Origin of the sequence: Kitasatospora sp. NBC_00070, assembly GCF_045041205.1 — a bacterium.
Taxonomy (GTDB): Bacteria; Actinomycetota; Actinomycetes; order Streptomycetales; family Streptomycetaceae; genus Kitasatospora.
On sequence record NZ_CP108247.1, the window covers coordinates 1137691 to 1155306 of the forward strand.

General features: G+C 72.0%; 15 protein-coding genes and 1 pseudogene. All 16 read right to left on the reverse strand.

What is annotated here, in order from left to right:
- Nucleotides 1-4 precede the first annotated feature (4 nt).
- Nucleotides 5-1393, reverse strand: coding sequence for an aspartate aminotransferase family protein (locus OHV05_RS05315; RefSeq protein WP_405016581.1), 1389 nt, complete (start codon nt 1391-1393; stop codon nt 5-7).
- Nucleotides 1383-3293, reverse strand: coding sequence for a 1-deoxy-D-xylulose-5-phosphate synthase (dxs, locus tag OHV05_RS05320; RefSeq protein WP_405016582.1), 1911 nt, complete (start codon nt 3291-3293; stop codon nt 1383-1385). Before dxs ends, OHV05_RS05315 begins: the two co-directional genes overlap by 11 nt.
- A gap of 107 nt (nt 3294-3400) precedes the next feature.
- The gene (gene hpnH, locus OHV05_RS05325) at nt 3401-4423 is read right to left on the reverse strand and encodes an adenosyl-hopene transferase HpnH (protein ID WP_403042268.1); all 1023 of its coding nucleotides are present in this window, start codon (nt 4421-4423) and stop codon (nt 3401-3403) included.
- Nucleotides 4424-4425: 2 nt separating this feature from the next.
- Complete coding sequence (locus OHV05_RS05330) at nt 4426-5148, reverse strand: 1-hydroxy-2-methyl-2-butenyl 4-diphosphate reductase (protein ID WP_405016583.1); 723 nt, start codon at nt 5146-5148, stop codon at nt 4426-4428.
- 113 nt (nt 5149-5261) lie between these two features.
- The gene (shc, locus tag OHV05_RS05335) at nt 5262-7184 is read right to left on the reverse strand and encodes a squalene--hopene cyclase (protein ID WP_405021394.1); all 1923 of its coding nucleotides are present in this window, start codon (nt 7182-7184) and stop codon (nt 5262-5264) included.
- A 175-nt stretch (nt 7185-7359) separates the two neighbouring features.
- Nucleotides 7360-8454, reverse strand: coding sequence for a polyprenyl synthetase family protein (locus tag OHV05_RS05340; RefSeq protein ID WP_405016584.1), 1095 nt, complete (start codon nt 8452-8454; stop codon nt 7360-7362).
- Between the two features lie 83 nt (nt 8455-8537).
- Entirely contained in the window at nt 8538-9932 is a 1395-nt protein-coding gene (gene hpnE, locus OHV05_RS05345; protein WP_405016585.1) for a hydroxysqualene dehydroxylase HpnE, read from the reverse strand.
- A 103-nt stretch (nt 9933-10035) separates the two neighbouring features.
- Entirely contained in the window at nt 10036-10893 is an 858-nt protein-coding gene (gene hpnD / locus OHV05_RS05350; RefSeq protein WP_405021395.1) for a presqualene diphosphate synthase HpnD, read from the reverse strand.
- Between the two features lie 41 nt (nt 10894-10934).
- The gene (gene hpnC / locus OHV05_RS05355) at nt 10935-11870 is read right to left on the reverse strand and encodes a squalene synthase HpnC (protein WP_405016586.1); all 936 of its coding nucleotides are present in this window, start codon (nt 11868-11870) and stop codon (nt 10935-10937) included.
- Nucleotides 11871-11984: 114 nt separating this feature from the next.
- Nucleotides 11985-12758, reverse strand: a complete 774-nt coding sequence (locus OHV05_RS05360) for an ABC transporter ATP-binding protein (RefSeq protein WP_405021396.1) — start codon at nt 12756-12758, stop codon at nt 11985-11987.
- A gap of 31 nt (nt 12759-12789) precedes the next feature.
- Nucleotides 12790-13707, reverse strand: a complete 918-nt coding sequence (locus tag OHV05_RS05365; RefSeq protein ID WP_405016587.1) for an ABC transporter permease — start codon at nt 13705-13707, stop codon at nt 12790-12792.
- Nucleotides 13708-13839: 132 nt separating this feature from the next.
- Entirely contained in the window at nt 13840-14724 is an 885-nt protein-coding gene (locus OHV05_RS05370; protein ID WP_405016588.1) for a glycosyltransferase family 2 protein, read from the reverse strand.
- On the reverse strand, nt 14721-15458 hold the full coding sequence (locus OHV05_RS05375; protein WP_403042316.1) for a CDP-alcohol phosphatidyltransferase family protein: 738 nt from the start codon (nt 15456-15458) through the stop codon (nt 14721-14723). Before OHV05_RS05375 ends, OHV05_RS05370 begins: the two co-directional genes overlap by 4 nt.
- A 70-nt stretch (nt 15459-15528) precedes the next feature.
- The gene (locus tag OHV05_RS05380; protein WP_403042284.1) at nt 15529-16590 is read right to left on the reverse strand and encodes an iron-containing alcohol dehydrogenase family protein; all 1062 of its coding nucleotides are present in this window, start codon (nt 16588-16590) and stop codon (nt 15529-15531) included.
- On the reverse strand, nt 16578-17333 hold the full coding sequence (locus tag OHV05_RS05385) for a sugar phosphate nucleotidyltransferase (RefSeq protein ID WP_405016589.1): 756 nt from the start codon (nt 17331-17333) through the stop codon (nt 16578-16580). The genes OHV05_RS05380 and OHV05_RS05385 overlap by 13 nt, the downstream gene beginning before the upstream one ends.
- A gap of 71 nt (nt 17334-17404) precedes the next feature.
- Nucleotides 17405-17536 (reverse strand): annotated as a pseudogene (locus OHV05_RS05390) (DUF5941 domain-containing protein); the annotation flags it as partial.
- Nucleotides 17537-17616 lie beyond the last annotated feature (80 nt).

The following is a 17616-nucleotide window of genomic DNA, read 5'->3' on the forward strand; positions in this document are numbered from 1 at the left end:
CACGTCACGCCTTGACCACCGCCTGCTTCACCAGGGTGCGGCCGAAGTCCCACATCAGCCCGCTGCCCCGGTGCGCGTCGTCCATCACCTCGGTGAAGGCGTCGACGAACCGGTCCACGTCCTGCTCGGTGAGGACCAGCGGCGGGATCAGCTTGATCACCTCCAGGTGGTCGCCGGAGACCTGGGTCAGGATGCGGTGCCGCTGGAGCAGCGGCACCACCACCATCTGGGCGAACAGGCCCTTGCGGGCCGCCTGGAGGGCGGTCCAGCCGGTGCGCAGCTTGAGCGACTTCGGTCGGCCGAACTCGATGCCGATCATCAGGCCGCGCCCGCGCACCTCGGCCAGCAGCTCGTACTTCTCCACCAGGGCGGCCAGCCGGGACCGGAACAACTCCCCCACCCGGTGCGCGTTCTCGACCACCTTCTCCTCGCGCAGCACGTGCAGCGTGGCCAGCCCGGCCGCCATCGCCTGGGCGTTGGAGCCGAAGCTGGCGGAGTGCACCAGCACCCGGTCCATCGAGGAGTACACCTTCTCGAAGATCCAGCCCTTGCCGAGGGTGGCCCCGACCGGGACGTACCCGCCGGAGAGCGCCTTCGCCGCGCAGACCAGGTCGGGCCGGACGCCCTCCTCCTGCTGGTAGGCGAAGAACGAACCGGTCCGGCCGATACCGGTCTGCACCTCGTCGCAGATCAGCAGCGCCTTGTGCTCGTGCAGCAGTTGCTGCGCTGCCAGCAGCCAGCCCGGCGGCGGGGCGTGCACGCCCTTGCCCTGGATCGGCTCCACGATCAGGGCCGCCACGTCGCCCTTCCGCAGCTCCCTGGCCAGCGCACCGAGGTCACCGAGCGGGACCGCGGTGTCCGGCAGCAGCGGGTCGAAGCCCTTCCGGAAGCCGTTCTCGCCGTTCACCGAGAGCGCGCCGGTGGTCAGGCCGTGGAAGGCGTGGTCGCAGTACAGCACCCGCTTGCGCCCGGTGGCGTACCGGGCGAACTTCAGCGCCGTCTCGACCGCCTCGGTACCGCTGTTGCCGAAGAAGACCCGGTCCAACCCCGGTGTGTACGACAGCAGTTGCTCGGCGAGCAGGCCGGGTAGCGGGGCGCAGTCGAACCGGGTCAGGTCCGGCAGCCCGAGATCCAGCACCTGGTGCAGGGCGTCCCGGACCACCGGGTGGTGCCGCCCCAGCGCGAAGATGCCGAACCCGGCCAGCATGTCCAGGTAGTCGTTACCCTCGGCGTCGAAGAAGTGGGCCCCCTCCGCGCGCTCGTAGAACTTGTCGAACCCGATGGTGTGCAGCATCCGGGCCAGCTGCGGGTTCAGGTACTTGGCCTGCAACTCGTAGCGCTCGGCGCCGCGTTCGGCGAGCAGTGCGGAGAGGTCGAGACGGTCAGCCGGCATGGTGCTGGTTCGCTCCTCGGGTCGGTAGCAGGTGCTTGGCGAAGACGGCGGTCTGGGCGGCCACACCGGTGCCGGTGAGGCCGATCTCCTCCATCAGCTCTCCCCGGCCGGCGTGGTCGAGGAACTCCTGCGGGATGCCGAGATCGCGCAGCGGCACGTCCACTCCGGCGTCCCGCATCGCCTGGGCGATCGCCGAACCGACGCCGCCGGCCCGGCCGTTGTCCTCGACGGTGACCACCAGGCGGTGGGCGGCGGCCAGTTCGGGCAGGGCGGGGTCGACCGGCTTGACCCAGCGCGGGTCGACCACGGTGCAGCTGAACCCCTCGGCGAGCAGCAGGGCGGCGGCGTCCAGGCAGGCGGGGGCCATCGCGCCGACCGCGACCAGCAGGATCTCCGGGGTCGGGCCGGTCCGCTGCAGCACGTCCACGCCGCCGATCCGCTCCAGCGCGGGGACGGCGGGGCCCAGGTCGCCCTTGGGGAACCGGACCACGGTCGGGCCGTCGGCGACCTCCACCGCCTCCCGGAGCTGGGCGCGGAGCTGGTCGGCGTCGCGCGGGGCGGCCAGCCGCAGGCCGGGCACCACCTGGAGGATCGACATGTCCCACATGCCGTTGTGCGAGGCGCCGTCGTTGCCGGTGACGCCCGCGCGGTCGAGCACGAAGGTGACGCCCAGCCTGTGCAGCGCGACGTCCATCAGGACCTGGTCGAAGGCCCGGTTGAGGAAGGTCGCGTAGACCGCCACCACCGGGTGCAGCCCGCCGGTGGCCAGGCCGGCCGCGCTGGCCACCGCGTGCTGCTCGGCGATGCCGACGTCGAAGGTCCGCTCGGGGTACGCGGCGGCGAACTCGGCGAGGCCGACCGGCTGGAGCATCGCGGCGGTGATCGCCACCAGGTCGGGCCGCTCGGCGCCCAGGGCCCGCAGCTCACCGCCGAACACCGAGGTCCAGGACACCCCGGCGGAGGGCGAGACCGGCAGGCAGGTGTACGGGTCCATCGCGCCGACCGCGTGGAACCGGTCCGCCTCGTCCTGCTCGGCCGGCCGGTAGCCGCGGCCCTTGACGGTCAGGCAGTGCACGATCACCGGGCCGCCGAAACCCCGGGCCTGCCGGAGCGCCTGCTCCATCGCGCCGAGGTCGTGGCCGTCGATCGGGCCGAGGTACTTGAGGCCGAGGTCCTCGAACATGCCCTGCGGGGTGAACGCGTCCTTGAAGCCCTTCTTCGCCCCGTGCAGCGCGTCGAACAGCGGCTGGCCGACCAGCGGGGTGCGCTGCAGCGCCTCCTTGCCGAGCGCCAGGAAGCGTTCGTAGCCCTGGGTGGTGCGCAGGGTGGCGAGGTGGTGGGCCAGGCCGCCGATGGTTCTCGCGTAGGAGCGCTCGTTGTCGTTCACCACGATCACCAGCGGGCGGTCGCTCGCCTCGGCGATGTTGTTCAGCGCCTCCCAGGCCATCCCGCCGGTGAGCGCCCCGTCGCCGATCACCGCGACGGTGTGCCGGCCGGGGGTGCCGAGCAGCTGGTGCGCCTTGGCCAGGCCGTCGGCGTAGCCCAGGGCGGTGGAGGCGTGCGAGTTCTCGATCACGTCGTGCTCGGACTCGGCGCGGGACGGGTAGCCGGACAGGCCGCCCTGCATCCGCAGCCGGGAGAAGTCCTGACGGCCCGTGAGCAGCTTGTGCACGTAGCTCTGGTGCCCGGTGTCCCAGAGGATCCGGTCGTACGGGGAGTCGAAGACCCGGTGCAGCGCGATGGTCAGCTCGACCACCCCGAGGTTGGGGCCGAGGTGGCCACCGGTCCGGGTCACCGCGTCCACCAGGAACTCGCGGATCTCGTCGGCCAGCTGCCCGAGCTCGGCCGGCGAGAGGCGGCGGAGATCGGCGGGCCCCTGGACGGTGGACAGAAGTGACATGGCTTCACCTCGTGGCTCGGGTCTGGATGATGACGGTCTGTACCAGCCTGCGGTCATCACCGGTGGCGCGCCTGTTGTGGGGCCCGCCGGAGCGGGCCCCACGGGGGTCAGGACCTGCTGCCGAGGGTCTCCTTGGCGGCCCGGATGGTCTCCTTGAGCGAGCCCATGGTGGCCAGTACGGCGGTTGGTTCGTACCCGCAGTGCGCCATGCAGTTCTCGCAGCGCGGGTCCTTGCCGCGGCCGTACTTGGCCCAGTCGGTCTTCTCGATCAGCTCCCGGTAGGTCGGCACGTAGCCGTCCGACATCAGGTAGCAGGGGCGCTGCCAGCCGAACAGCGAGTAGTTCGGGATGCCCCAGGCGGTGCACTCGAAGTCCACCTTGCCCTCCAGGAAGTCCAGGAAGAGCGGGCTGTGGTTGAGGCGCCAGCGGCGCCGGTTGCCACCGGCGAAGGTCTTCCGGAACAGCTCCCTGGTCTGCTCGACGCCGAGGAAGTGCTCCTGGTCCGGGGCCTTCTCGTAGGCGAACGCCGGGGAGATCATCATCTCGTCGACGTGCAGCTCGTCGTTCAGGTAGTCGAGCACCTCGATGATGGTCTGCGGGGTGTCGGTGTTGAAGAAGGTCGAGTTGGTGGTGACCCGGAAGCCCTGCCGCTTGGCCTCCTTGATCGCCGCCACCGCCTCGTCGAAGGTGCCCTCCTTGGCCACCGAGGCGTCGTGCCGCTCGCGCAGCCCGTCGATGTGCACGGTGAAGGTGAGGTACGGCGAGGGGGTGAACTTCTCCAGCTTCTTGCGCAGCAGCAGCGCGTTGGTGCAGAGGAAGACGTACTTGCGGCGGGCCACCAGCTGGCGGACGATCTCGTCGATCTGCGGGTGCATCAGCGGTTCGCCGCCCGCGATCGACACCATCGGGGCACCGGACTCCAGGACCGCGCCGACCGCCTGGGCGACCGGCATCCGCTGCTTGAGCACCCCGGCCGGGTGCTGGATCTTCCCGCAGCCCTCACAGGCGAGGTTGCAGGCGAACAGCGGCTCGAGCTCCACGATCAGCGGGAACTTGTCCCGCCGCTTGATCAGTTTCTGCTGCATGAGATAGGTGCTGACCCGCACGGTCTGGCGCAGCGGCATTGCCATGACTAGCTCGCCTCCTGAGGGAGCGTCGAGGACTGTGGAGCATGGATCGGGTCGGTGACGGCCTGTCGGTACCAGGCGGTGAGCGCCGGGACGGCGTCCCGCAGGGTGCGCCAGGCGTGCAGTCCGGCCGGCAGGGTGCCGGGGCGGAGCAGTTCGCGGGTGGGGGTGTCGACCACCACCCGCAGCACGGCGGTGGGGAGGGCGGGCCGCAGCCTGGTCCGGGCCGCCAGGACGGCGGCTGCCTCCATGTCGACGGCCAGCGCACCGGTGGCGTACAGGGCGCGGCGCTCCGCACCCCGCACCACGCGGTCGGCGGTGTGGTGCGTGCCGATGTGGACGGTCAGGCCCCGGGCGACCAGTTCGGCGGCCATCGCCTCGGCGGAGGTCAGTGGCCACTCCTCGCCCTCGCCGCTGCGGACGGCGTCGGCCACGATGACGTCGCCGGGCTGGACGCCCGGCCCCACCGCCGCACCGAAGCCGGCCACCACCAGCGCCCCGTAGCCGTCCCGGGAGAGCAGGTTGCCGACCACCCGCCGGGCCCTGACCCGCCCGACCCCGGTCCGGACCAGCACGGGGGGCGCGGCCCAGTCGCCCCCGCGCAGCGCCCAGACCTCGGGGCCGAGCGCGCAGACCACCAGCAGGGGAGCGGCCGCGCCTGCGGCGGGCTCGGGGGTACGGAAGGAGAGTTCGCCTGCGGCGGGCTTCCGGGGGTCGACAGCGGCCATGCCTTCGGTGGGCTGCTTCGACGCGACGGGCCCTTCGTCCACGGGGTGTTCCGATGAGCCGGAACGTGACCCGCCCGCGGCGGGCTCCGGCCCCTGGCCGTGCGGAGCTGCGGTCACTTGCGGCCTCCGGTCAGCGGGCTGCCGTGCAGGTAGCGGCCGAGGGCGGTGACCGGGAAGACCAGGCGGTACAGGTGGTAGTTGATCGAGAAGTCCCACGGGAAGCCCGTCCCGGTGAACTGCGGCTCGTCCCAGCTGCCGCTGGGCAGCTGGGTGCGGCAGAGCCACCGTACGCCGCGCTCGACCGCCTCGCCGCCCGCCCCGTCCGGGCCCTCGCCCGCCGCCAGCAGGGCCATCAGGGCCCAGGCGGTCTGCGAGGCGGTGGAGTCGCCGCGCCCGGACCACCGCTCCGGGTCCTCGTACGAGCGCATGTCCTCGCCCCAGCCGCCGTCCGGGTTCTGCCGGTCCTCCAGCCAGCTGACGGCGCGTCGGATCGCCGGGTGCCCGGTCGGCAGGCCGGCGGCGACCAGGGCGGGCAGCACCGAGCCGGTGCCGTAGATGTAGTTGGTGCCCCAGCGGCCGAACCAGGAGCCGTCCGCCTCCTGGTTCTTCAGCAGCCAGTCGACCCCGCGCCTGGTCCGCCGGTCGTCGGCCCGGCCGGTCTCCGCGAGCATCTCCACCACGTGCGCGGTGACGTCGGCCGACGGCGGGTCGACCACCTCGCCGAAGTCGCAGAACGGCAGCTTGTTCGGCAGCGTGCTGGTGTTGTCGACGTCGAAGGCGCCCCAGGCGCCGTTCTTGGACTGCATGCCGAGGTTCCACTCGACGCCGCGCTCGACCGCGCCCGCGAGCTTCTCCCGGTCCGGGTGGTCGACCCGCTGGAGCGCGAGCACCACCTCGGCGGTGTCGTCGATGTCGGGGTAGTTGTCGTTCTCGAACTCGAACGCCCAGCCGCCGGGCGCCAGCCGGGGCCGCTGGACGGACCAGTCACCGGGCCTGGTGATCTCCTCGGCGAGCATCCAGTCCACCGCCGAGACCAGCGCGGGGTGGTCGGCGGGCAGGCCCGCGTCGCGCAGCGCGATGGTGGCCAGGCAGGTGTCCCAGACCGGGGACTGACAGGCCTCCAGCCAGCGCGCGCCGTCCTCGGTGTGCACGGTGAAGCGGTCGAAGGCGGCCAGCCCGGCCCGCATCACCGGGTGGTCGAGGTCGTAACCGAGCAGGTGCAGGGCGATCAGCGAGTAGACCGCGGGGGGCTGGATGCCGCCCCAGCAGCCGTCCGCCTCCTGGCGTTCGACGATCCACCGGCCTGCCTGGGCGAGCGCCACCCGGCGGAGCGGTTTGACCGCGTGCCGGTGGTAGGCGTGCAGGGCCAGGTCGAGCCGCTCGAAGACGCCGTCCCAGCCGTTCAGCGGCGGCAGCGGGCGGGCCGGGTACGGGTCCGCCGGGTCGGTGTGCAGCTCGTCCAGGTCGAACGGCGCGGGGCGGACCGGGCGGTGGGCCGAGACCACGGTGAGCGGGACGATGGTCTGCCGGGCCCAGCAGCCGAAGGCGTAGATGTTCAGCGGCACCCAGCGCGGCAGGAAGATGATCTCCGGCGGCATCTCCGGCAGCCGGTCCCAGGGCCACCAGCCGAACAGCGCCAGCCAGATCCGGGTGAACACCCGGCTGGCCGCGATGCCGCCCGCCGCCCGGACGTGCCGGGCCGCCGCCTGCATGTGCGGGGCGGCCGGGTCGTCGCCCGCGAGCTTGAGCGCGACGTACGCCTCGACCGTGGTGGAGAGCTCGGCGGGGCCGCCGTAGAAGGTGGACCAGGTGCCGTCCTCGCGCTGCTGGGAGCGGATCCAGACGGCGGTGGCCTCGGTGTGCTCGGCCGTCCTGATGCCGAGGAACTGACGCAGTAACAAGTCCTCGGCGTCCATGGTGACGTTGGTCTCCAGGTCGCCCTTCCACCAGCCGTCCGGGCTCTGGCGTGACAACAGCTCGGCGGTGGCGCGGGCCAGCGCCTCCGTCGCAGTGGGATCGTCGGACGGTACTACCACCACCGGTCCGTCGGGTTCCCACCGTCTCGACCCGAGCGGCACCGCTGCCGCCTGGGCCACCGTCACCTGACGGCCGTTCAGCCGTTCGGGCACCGGCGGGCGTTCGCCCACCGCGGCCGGCTCGGGATCGTACTCAGGGTCGAGCCGGCCGTCCGCGGTTGCTGTCACCTCAACGTCACCTCTCTCGTACCACCACGAATTCGGCGAGTGCGACGAAGCGCTGGCGCACCTCGTCGGCCATCGGCACCTCGTCCAGAGCGGCGAGGGCGGTCTTGTGCTGGCGGCGGGCCTCGTCCTGGGTCCAGGACCGGCCGCCGGCCTGCTCGATCAGCGCGGCGCGGGCGGCGAGCTGCTGCTCGCTCTCCTCGCCCCGGCCGGCCGGGTCGGCCAGCTCGGCGGCCAGCCGACGGGAGGCCGGGCCGCCCTCGGCCAGCGCGGCGGCCACCGGCAGCGACTTCTTGCGCTGCCGCAGGTCGCCCCAGTGCGGCTTGCCGGTCACCTCGGTGGCGCCCCAGATGCCGAGCAGGTCGTCGACGGCCTGGAAGGCCAGGCCGAGGTGGTGGCCGTAGCGCTGGAGCGCGTCGGAGGTGCGGTCGTCCGCCCCGGCCAGCACCGCGCCGATCGCGGCGGCGGCGGCCAGCAGGGCGCCGGTCTTGCCGCCCTCCATCTCCAGGCACTCCTCGACCGTGACCAGGTCGCGGTGCTCGAACGAGAGGTCCTGGGCCTGACCGTCGATCAGCTTGCGGGTCGCGGTGGTGATCAACCGGACGGCGCGGGCCGCGTCGACGGCGGAGGCGCCACCGGTCAGCCCGGCGTCGAGCAGCACCTCGGTACCCAGGGCGGCCAGGCCGTCGCCGACCAGGATCGCCTGGGCCGGGCCGAAGACCGTCCAGGCCGTGGCCCGGTGCCGACGCGTCTCGTCACCGTCCATCAGATCATCATGGAGGAGCGAGAAGTTGTGCACCAGTTCTACCGAGACCCCGCCGGGCACGCCCACCGAGGCGGGCGCGCCGACCGCCTCGGCCGACAGCAGCGCCAGGGCGGGACGGACGGCCTTGCCGCCGTCCCCCGCCGTCGGCGTGCCGTCCCGGTCGATCCAGCCGAAGTGGTACGCGGCCACCGTGTCCATCGGCGCGGCCAGCCGGGCCACCGCCGCCCGGAGCGGCGGGGTGCAGAGCGTCCGGCCGCGGGCCAGCAGCTCCGGCACCGAGAGCGCGTCCGGCACAGGTGCCTCCTGGACGGAGGCGGCGGCTCCGGTGCGATGCTCCACGTACGTTCCCTCTCCGTGCTGGGGTGATGAGGCCGCGGCGGGCGGCCCGTCTGATGCGCTGTCGGTTCTGGCGGGGGCCGAGGTCATCGGGGCCACCGTCCGTCGCCCCGGTCCACCGGGCGGCGGCCGGCCCCGAGGGCGGCGTCGGCGGCCGCGTGGCCGCTGCGCACGGCGCTCTCCATGGTCGCGGGCCAGCCGGTGGCGGTCCACGAACCGGCCAGCAGCAGGCCGGGCAGGTGCGTCCGGGCGGCCGGGCGGAGCGGGGCGGTGCCGGGGGCGGGCGCGAAGGTCGCGGTCCGCTCCCGGGTGACGAAGAAGTCCAGCACCTCGGCGCCCCGGGCGGCCGGCAGCAGCCGCTCCAGCTCGGGCAGGTAACGCGCCCTCAGCTCGGCCACCGGCAGCTCGATCTCGTCCTGCACGGCGGACTGCGACAGCGCCAGGTACTGCGCGCCGGGCACCGCCAGGCCGGAATGCGGGGTGCGGTCGAAGACCCACTGCACCGGCGAGCCGAGCGCGGCGAAGAACGGCCGGCGCAGCAGCTTGCGGTCGTAGACCACGTGCACGTTCAGGATCGGCGCGTGGCCGAGCTCGGCCAGCCGCTCCTGCCGGTCGATCGCCCCGGCCGGCAGCAGCGCGGCGGCGGACTCCTGGGCCCCGGCCAGCACCACGGTGTCGGCGGTCAGCAGCTCGTCGCCGTCCAGCCGGACGGCGTGCTGCTCGGCGCTCTTCAGCTCCACCGCGCGGGCCCGCAGCAGCACCCGCACCCCGGCCCGCTCCAGCTCGGCGCGGGCCGCGTCGTGGTGGATCGCGCCGAGCGGGACGTTGGCCATCCCGATGTCGGAGGCACCGGGCTCGGAGAGCAGACCGGTCTTGAAGACCATCGCGGCCAGCGCCAGCGAGGTCTGGTCGGCGGTGGCGTTCAGGGTGGCCACCCCGACCAGGTCCCACATCGCGGCCAGGGTGGCCGCGTTCTGGCCCTGGCGGCGCAGCCAGTCGCCGAACGAGATCTCGTCCAGCGCCGGGTCGTCCAGGTCCAGCAGCTTGAGCGCCAGCGCGGCCCGGACCACCCGGAGCCGGTCGACGGCGGACAGGTGCGGGTAGGTCGCCAGGCTGCCGGCCAGGTGCAGCGGGACGGGCAGCCCGGCCCGGCGCAGCCGGCCCAGGGTGCGCCGACCGTCGGCCGAGACGCCCAGCACCGGGACGTCCAGCCGGGGTTGCAGATCCACCAGACGGCCCGCGCCCAACCGGTCGATCAGACCCCGGTACGCGGTGCAGCAGCGGAGGAAGACGTGCTGGCCGTTGTCGACCGTCAGCTCCCCGCGCTTGAACGAGAAGGCCAGCCCGCCGAGCCGGGGGCGGGACTCCACCAGGGTGACCCGGTGGTCCGCCTCGGCCAGCCGCAGCGCGGCCGTGATCCCGGCCAGGCCACCGCCGACCACCACCGCGGCGGGGCGCTTCGAGTCGTGCCGTACCGTCATCTGCCCCTCCCCCTGATGTGATGGTCCGTGCGGTCACCGGGGAACGGCGAACCGGCACCCGGTGATTCCGCGCTGACACAGCGTGACATAAACGCCGAGAGAATCAAGAACGCCCTCCGGCGAGCCCGGAGAGAGCCACGTACGCCTTCTCCCAGCCCGGCAGCGAGACCCGGCCCTGCAGCACCGACTCCGGCTCGGCCGCGATCCGGCCGAGCAGCCGGTGGTAGATCCCGGCCATCGCGGCGGTGCAGGCGCGGCTCCGGCGGTCCAGCAGCGGCAGCAGCCGCAGGCCGTCCGCGAACGCCTCCTGGGCACGCTCGGCCTGGAAGGCGACCAGCCCGGAGAAGTCCGCCCCGACCGGCGGCCGGTCCAGTGCGAACCCCTGTTCGCAGCCGAATCGCACCAGGTCCTCGGCGGGGAGGTAGACCCGGCCGTTCAGCGCGTCCTCGCGCAGGTCGCGCAGGATGTTGGTGAGCTGCAGGGCCAGTCCGAGGGTGTCCGCGTACTCGGCGCCGAGCTTCGGGTTCTCGCAGCCGTACACCCCGAGCGAGAGCCGGCCGATGGATCCGGCCACGCAGCGGCAGTAGACCTTGAGGTCCTCGAAGGTCCGGTACTCGACCTCCTTGAGGTCCATCTCGACGCCGTCGATCAGCTCGTCGAAACCGCCCAGGTCGATCGGGAAACGCCGGGCGGTGTCCGCCAGCGCGACCTTGATCGGGTCGGTGTCCTCCTCACTGACCGTGCCGAGCCGGACCTCGTCCAGCAGCTCGCGGGTCTGCCGGAGCAGCTCGCCCTTCCGGTCGGCGGACAGCTCGCCGTCGCCGATGTCGTCCACCCGGCGGGCCAGGGCGTAGAGCGCGGACATGCCGAGCCGCTTGGGCTCGGGCAGCAGCCGGATGCCGTAGCTGAAGTTCCGGGCCTGCAGGGCGGTGACCGCCTCGCAGTACCGGTAGGCCGCCATGACCGGGGCCGAGGCCAGTGGTGATGCCGCCACGCGGGCGTTCACCTTCCCTTCGCGAAGATTGCCGCCGCCTTCACCGCGAGGCGGCGCTTGTCCGGCTTCGCCTGCACGGCGAGCACGTCGTACCCGGCGGCCTCGATGGCCGACAGGGCCGCGTACCCGCCCGCGGTGAATCCCGCGAGCAGCAGACGGAGCCTTCCCCGAACCGTACCCACCAGCGGGGCACCGTGGTCGAGCAGGGTGCGTGCCCGGTCCGCCTCGAAGGCGATCAGCTCCCGGACCCGGGCGTCGGCGCTGGGTGCGGCCAGGTCGGCCTCGGTCACGCCGAAGCGCTCCAGGTCCTCGGTGGGGAGGTAGATCCGGCCCCGGGCCAGGTCCTCGGCCACGTCCTGGAGGTGCTCGACGATCTGCAGCGCGGTGCAGACCGCGTCCGAGTAGGCGATCCGCTCCGGGGTGCCGTGGCCGGCCACCGCCAGCACCAGCCGGCCGACCGGGTCGGCGGAGAGCGTGCAGTAGTCCAGCAGGTCCTGGTAGGTCGGGTAGCGGGTGGCGGTCTGGTCCACCCGGTTGGCCTCGATCAGCCGGCGGAACGGCTCCGGCGTGACCGGGTGACGGTCGATCAGCGGGACCAGGGCCCGCATCAGCGGGTGCCGGGGGCTGTCGGCCTTCGGGTCCAGCGCGGCACCGAAGGCCCGGTCGAGGTCCGCCTCCAGACCGTCCAGCAGCGCGAGCCGGAAGCCCTGCTCCGCCGGCGCGCCGGCCACTCCCAGCAGCGCGGCCACCTGCTCCGGCTCGGCCAGGTCACCGTCCCCGGCGTCGTCCACCAACCGGGCGAACCCGTAGATCGCCATCAGGTCGGCCCGCCAGGCCGCCGGCAGGAACCCGGGGGCGACCGGGAAGTTCTCCAGGTCCGCCTTGCCGAGCGTGCCACCGTCCGTCGGACTGTCAGATTGCCTTGAAGTCACCACTGCCGTCACTCCCCCGTTCTACACCGCACTCGGGCACCCGGCCCACCCGGACACGGCCAAGGGGCCGGTTCCGGGTTCGCCCCGGGCACCGGCCCCCGCCGTTCGGCCCACCACTTCGTAGCCTCAGTGGTTGAACTTCTCGTACTCCTTCATGACGTCGTCGGTCGAGCCGTCCATCACCAGCTCGCCCTTCTCGATCCAGATGGTCCGCTCGCAGGTGTCCCGGATCGAGTTGTTGTTGTGGCTCACCAGGAAGACCGTGCCGGCCTCCTTGCGCAGCTCACGGATCCGGTCCTCGGAGCGGCGCTGGAACTTCTGGTCGCCGGTGGCCAGGGCCTCGTCGATCAGCAGCACGTCGTGGGTCTTGGCCGCCGCGATCGAGAACCGCAGGCGGGCGGCCATGCCCGAGGAGTAGGTGCGCATCGGGAGCGAGATGAAGTCGCCCTTCTCGTTGATCCCCGAGAAGTCCACGATGTCCTGGTAGCGGCTCTTCACCTCGGCCGGGGACATGCCCATCGCCAGGCAGCCCAGGATGACGTTGCGGTCACCGGTCAGGTCGTTCATCAGCGCGGCGTTCACGCCCAGCAGCGAGGGCTGGCCGTTGGTGTAGATGGCGCCGCGCTCGGTCGGCAGCAGACCGGCGATGGCCGCCAGCATGGTCGACTTGCCGGAGCCGTTCGAGCCGATCAGGCCGACCGCCTCGCCCCGGTACGAGGTGAAGCTGATCCCCCGGACGGCGTGCACCTCGCGGATCGCGGGCGAGCGCTTCTTGGAGATGATCCGGCTGAGCGCCGAGGTGGCGCTGCCCCTTCCGGAGCCGGCCCCGTGCACCTTGTAGACGATGTGCACGTCGTCCACGACCACGGTGGGGACGCGGGCGTCCTGGGCGTTCGTCATGGCGGCCTCTCGGGTCTCGGTGGTAGCGGTGTCAGCCACGGCCGTACTCCTCCTCTGCCTTCCAGAAGAAGATGAAGCCGGCCACACCGGCGACCAGGGCCCAGGCCAACGCGATCAGCCAGACGTGGTCCGGCAGCGCGTGCTTGTTGTACTCGTTCGGCATGAAGGCGTACCGGATCAGGTCCATGTAGATCGAGGCCGGGTTCATCCGGAACAGCACCCGGAAAACCGCGGGGAACTTGTCCACCGCGCCCTGCACGCTGTACATCACGCCGGAGGTGTACATCCAGGTGCGCAGCAGGAACGGCATCAACTGGGCCATGTCACTGGTCTTGGCACCGATCCGGGCCATCGCCAGCGCGAGGCCGGTGTTGAAGACGCACTGCAGCAGCAGCGCCGGGACGACCAACAGCCAGGTGATCGTGGGCAGCTGGAAGAACAGCACGATGAAGACGAGCACGACCATCGAGATCAGCAGCTGCTGGAGCTGGATGATCGTGAAGGCGATCGGCAGTGCCGCCCGGGGGAAGTGCAGTGCCCGGATCAGCCCGAGGTTGTCGGAGATCGCCCGGGTGCCGGAGAGCACCGCGCTCTGGCTGAACTGGAAGACGAAGACCCCGATGCACAGCCAGGCGATGTAGTCCGGGATGCCCTTGTTGCCCTCCATCATCACGCCGAACACCAGGTAGAACACCACGCAGTTGAGCAACGGTGTCAGTACCTGCCACACCTGGCCGAGCTTGGCCGTGGTGTACTGCGCGACCAGTCGCGCGGTGGCGAACGCGACGATGAAATGTCGCCTGGCCCACAACTCCCGCACGTACTGGGAGAAGCCGGGCCGCTTGCCGCTCACCGAAAGGCCGTACTTGGCCGCGAGCTGCTTCGGGGTCAGACCCGCGTCAGCGCCGCTGGGTGCGGAAAAGCTGAGCGAGTCACTCACTGTCGACACATTCGTCCTTCACGGGATCGGATGACCAGGCTTCCGCCGAGGGGGAGACGGCGGAGGTCCGGGCTGATCCACCGGGATCACGGGTGGATGTTCCGGTCCGGTGGCACGGGGGGCCACCGGAAGATTCTGCGATCAGATGATTGGTGGTCGGCCCATCCTGGTCAACCGCCACACCGTACGCCATTGCATCGGCTTGCGCGGACCACACTGTTCGCGCCAGCCGGCCCGGAATCCGCCCAGCCAGGCCCTGAGTGCGGCGCCCGAAGGACGCCGGGCCACGGTGAGCAGGAACCAGACTCCGAGGTATAGAGGCACCAAGGGGGCCGGAAGGTTCCGTCGGGCCAGCCACACCCGGTTCCGGGCCACGTTGTGGAAGTACGTGGCGTGCCGGGCCGGCGAGGTGGTGGGGTGGAACAGCACCACGTCCGCGCGGTAGTCGATCAGCCAGCCGGCGTCCAGGGCGCGCCAGGCGAGGTCGGTCTCCTCGTGCGCGTAGAAGAACTCCCCGGGCAGCTGGCCGGCCTCGGTGAAGACCTTGCTCCGGACGGCACTGGCGCCGCCCAGGAAGGTGGTCACCCGGGACGAGCGCAGCGGGTCGCTGGCCCGCAGCCGGGGAACGTGCCGCCGGGCCGTCACCCCGGTCTCCGGGTCGGCGATCCGGAACGAGACGATGCCCAGCCGCGGGTCCTCCTCGAAGGCCCGGCGGAGCAGCTCGGCCGAGTCGGTGTTCGGCAGCAGGCCGTCGTCGTCCAGGAAGAGCACCGCGTCGACCTCGCAGCCGTCCTTGCCGAACAGCTCGATGCCGACGTTGCGCCCGCCGGGGATGCCGAGGTTCTCCGGCAGCTCGACGGAGCGGACGTCCGCCGGGAGCACCGGCAGCGGGGCGCCGTTGCCGACCACGGCCAGCTCGACGGCCGGGCCGCGCTGGTTGCGGACCGACTCGATCAGCGCGTTCAGCTCGTCCGGGCGGTTGCCCATCGTGATGATGACGGCACCGAGCCGGACGCCGTCGCTCATCGCAGCCTGCTGGAGAGCACGATGCTCAGCAGGTGCAGCACGGTCTGCAGCATCGCGATCGCGGCCAGCACCACCACCGCGAGCCGGGTGAAGAACAGCTCGCCCGCGACCGCGTCGGCGATCCCGGCGGCCAGGATCAGCAGCGAGGCCTCCACCGCGCCGACCAGGCGGTGGAACTTCAGGAAGGCGGCGGCCTTGCGGGCCTTGGCCACCCCGGCGGAGCGCGGCACGGCGGCCGCGTCCTCGACGGCGGTCAGGCCGCTGCGGGCCCGGGCCACGTCCACCAGGTCGGTCTCCGACTTGATCAGGATGGCGCCGAGCGCGGCCAGCGTGCCGAGGAAGGCCCACTCCCAGTGCGAGGCGCCGCCCTGACGGTGGAACAGGTCGGTGGCCCGCAGGCCGAGGCCGGTGAGCAGCGCCGCCTCGGACATGTAGTGGCCGACCCGGTCCAGGTAGACCCCGGTCAGCGAGGTCTGCCGGCGCCAGCGCGCCACCTCGCCGTCGACGCAGTCGAGGAGCAGGTAGACCTGGATCAGGACCGCGCCGAGGATCGCACCGGCGAGGCCGGGGATCACCAGCGCGGCACCGGCGAGGATGCCGGTGAACATCATCAGGTAGGTCAGGCCGTTGGGCGTGATCGCCGTGACGGTGGAGAGCACCCGGGTGATCCGCAGTGAGATCTTCCGCATGTAGAGGCGCCCGGCCCAGTGCTCCGCGCTACGGCGCTGGAGCATGCCCTCGGGGTGGATGACGGCGCGCAGCTCCTCGATCGAGGGGCGGCGGGTCAGGTCGACCTCGGGGCGGTCAGCTGTTGACGGCTTGGACATAGTCGGCGTACGAGTCCCTGATGTCAGAGGGGGGGAGGTCCAGGTGTTCCAGGATGGTGAACCGTCCTGGACGGGTGTTCGGAGCGTAGTGCACCGCCTCGGTGAACTCCTCCTCGGTGAAGCCGATCTGATCCGCGGTCACCGGCAGCCCGTGGAACCGGAGTCGGTCCACGATCAGTCCGGTGAGCTCGCGCTCGCCCCGCAGGAAACTGGCGAAGGCCGCGCCGAGGCCGACCTGTTCGCCATGCTGGGCCGATCGCTTGGGGAAGAGCACGTCCAGGGCGTGCGAGATCTCGTGACAGGCACCCGAGGAAGGACGGGTGCTGCCAGCGATGTTCATCGCGATGCCGGACAGTACCAGGGCCTCCGCGAGCGTGGTGAGGAGGTCCCGGTCCTCCAGCGACCCGGGGTGCCGGAGCAGGTTCTCCCCCGCCGACCGGGCCATCGCCACGGCCAGTCCGTCGACCGGCTCGCCGGTGACGGAGTGTGAGAGTTCCCAGTCCGCGCAGGCCGAGAGGTTGGAGACCACGTCCCCGATCCCGGCCGCCACGAAGCGCGGTGGCGCCTGCCTGATCACGTCCAGGTCGACCACGATGCCGATCGGGCTGGGCACCCCGTAGGAGCCCCGCCCGGCGTCGTTGTCGAGGATCGAGACCGGCGAGCAGATGCCGTCGTGGGCCAGGTTGGTGGCCACCGCGACCAGCGGCAGTCCGACCCGGGCGGCGGCGTACTTGCCGACGTCGATGATCTTGCCACCACCGAGCGCGACCATCGCGTCGTAGTGCCCGGCCCGCATCTGCTCGGCCAGCAGCACGGCGCTGTCCAGGCTGCCGTCGGCCACCTCGTACCAGTCGGCGCTGGGCAGCGCCGGCTCCAGCCGCTCGCGCAGCCGGGCCCCGGAGCCGTTGCTGATCGCCACCGCGATCCGGCCGGCGGCCGACAGCCGCTGGTCGGCCAGGATGCCGGCCAGCGCGTCCAGGGCACCCGGGCGGATCTCGACGAAGACCGGCGAGGGCACCAGCCGGGTCAGTACTGGCACGCGATCTCCCGCGCCTTGGCCAGGTCGGCGTGGTTGTCGACCTCGACCCAGGAGACCTCGCCGATCGGCTGCACGTCGATCCGCAGGCCCCGGTTCACCATCTCCTGGTAGCCGTCCTCGTAGTACAGCTGCGGGTCGCGCTCGAAGGTGGCCTGCAGGGCACTGCTCAGGTCGGCGGCGGCCGAGGGGTTGATCACCGTGACGCCGATGTACTCGCCGGTGGCCTCCTCGGGCTCCATCAGCTTGGTGATCCGGCGCATCCCGGTGACCGGGTCGACGATCACCTTCATCTCCTCGTCGGCGAGCTTCTTCACCGTGTCGAGGGCGAGCAGGATGCCGGGGTCGCGGCCCTCGGTGAGCAGCCGGTCGTTGCCGTCCAGCATGGTGCGCTGCACCGAGGCCGGGTGCACGGTGTCGCCGTTGGCGAGCAGCAGGCCCTCGCCGAACAGGTCCCGGGCGCACCAGAGGGAGTAGGCGTTGTTCCACTCCTCGGCCTTGTCGTTCTCGACCAGGGTGAGCTTGACGCCGTACTTCTGCTCCAGGGCGTCCTTGCGGTCGTACACCGCCTCCTTGCGGTAGCCCACCACGATGGCGGCCTCCCGCAGGCCGACCTCGGCGAAGTTGCCGAGGGTCAGGTCCAGGACGGTCCGCTCCCCGTCCACCGGCACCAGAGCCTTCGGCAGGGTGTCGGTGTACGGGCGCAGCCGGCGGCCGGCGCCGGCTGCCAGAACGAGGCCGATCATGCGGTGTCTCCTGACTCGTCGTGTTCTGCTGTGGCGCGTTGCTGTGACGCCGCCGAAGACCCGGGAGCCGGTCGCTCCCGGTGACCGTTCCCAGCGCGAGCACGGCCGCCGCGCAGGCGGCGGGCCGTGTCGTAGTGATGGTAGGCGACGGCGGCGACCAGCCCGAAAGCGGCGGGTGACGGCTCGGGGTCGGTACTCACCGCAGTGCTCGCCGCAGCGTCGACTCCGGCTTCGGTTCCGAGTTCGGTTCCGGCTCCGGTCGACGCGGTGCGGGGATTTTCAG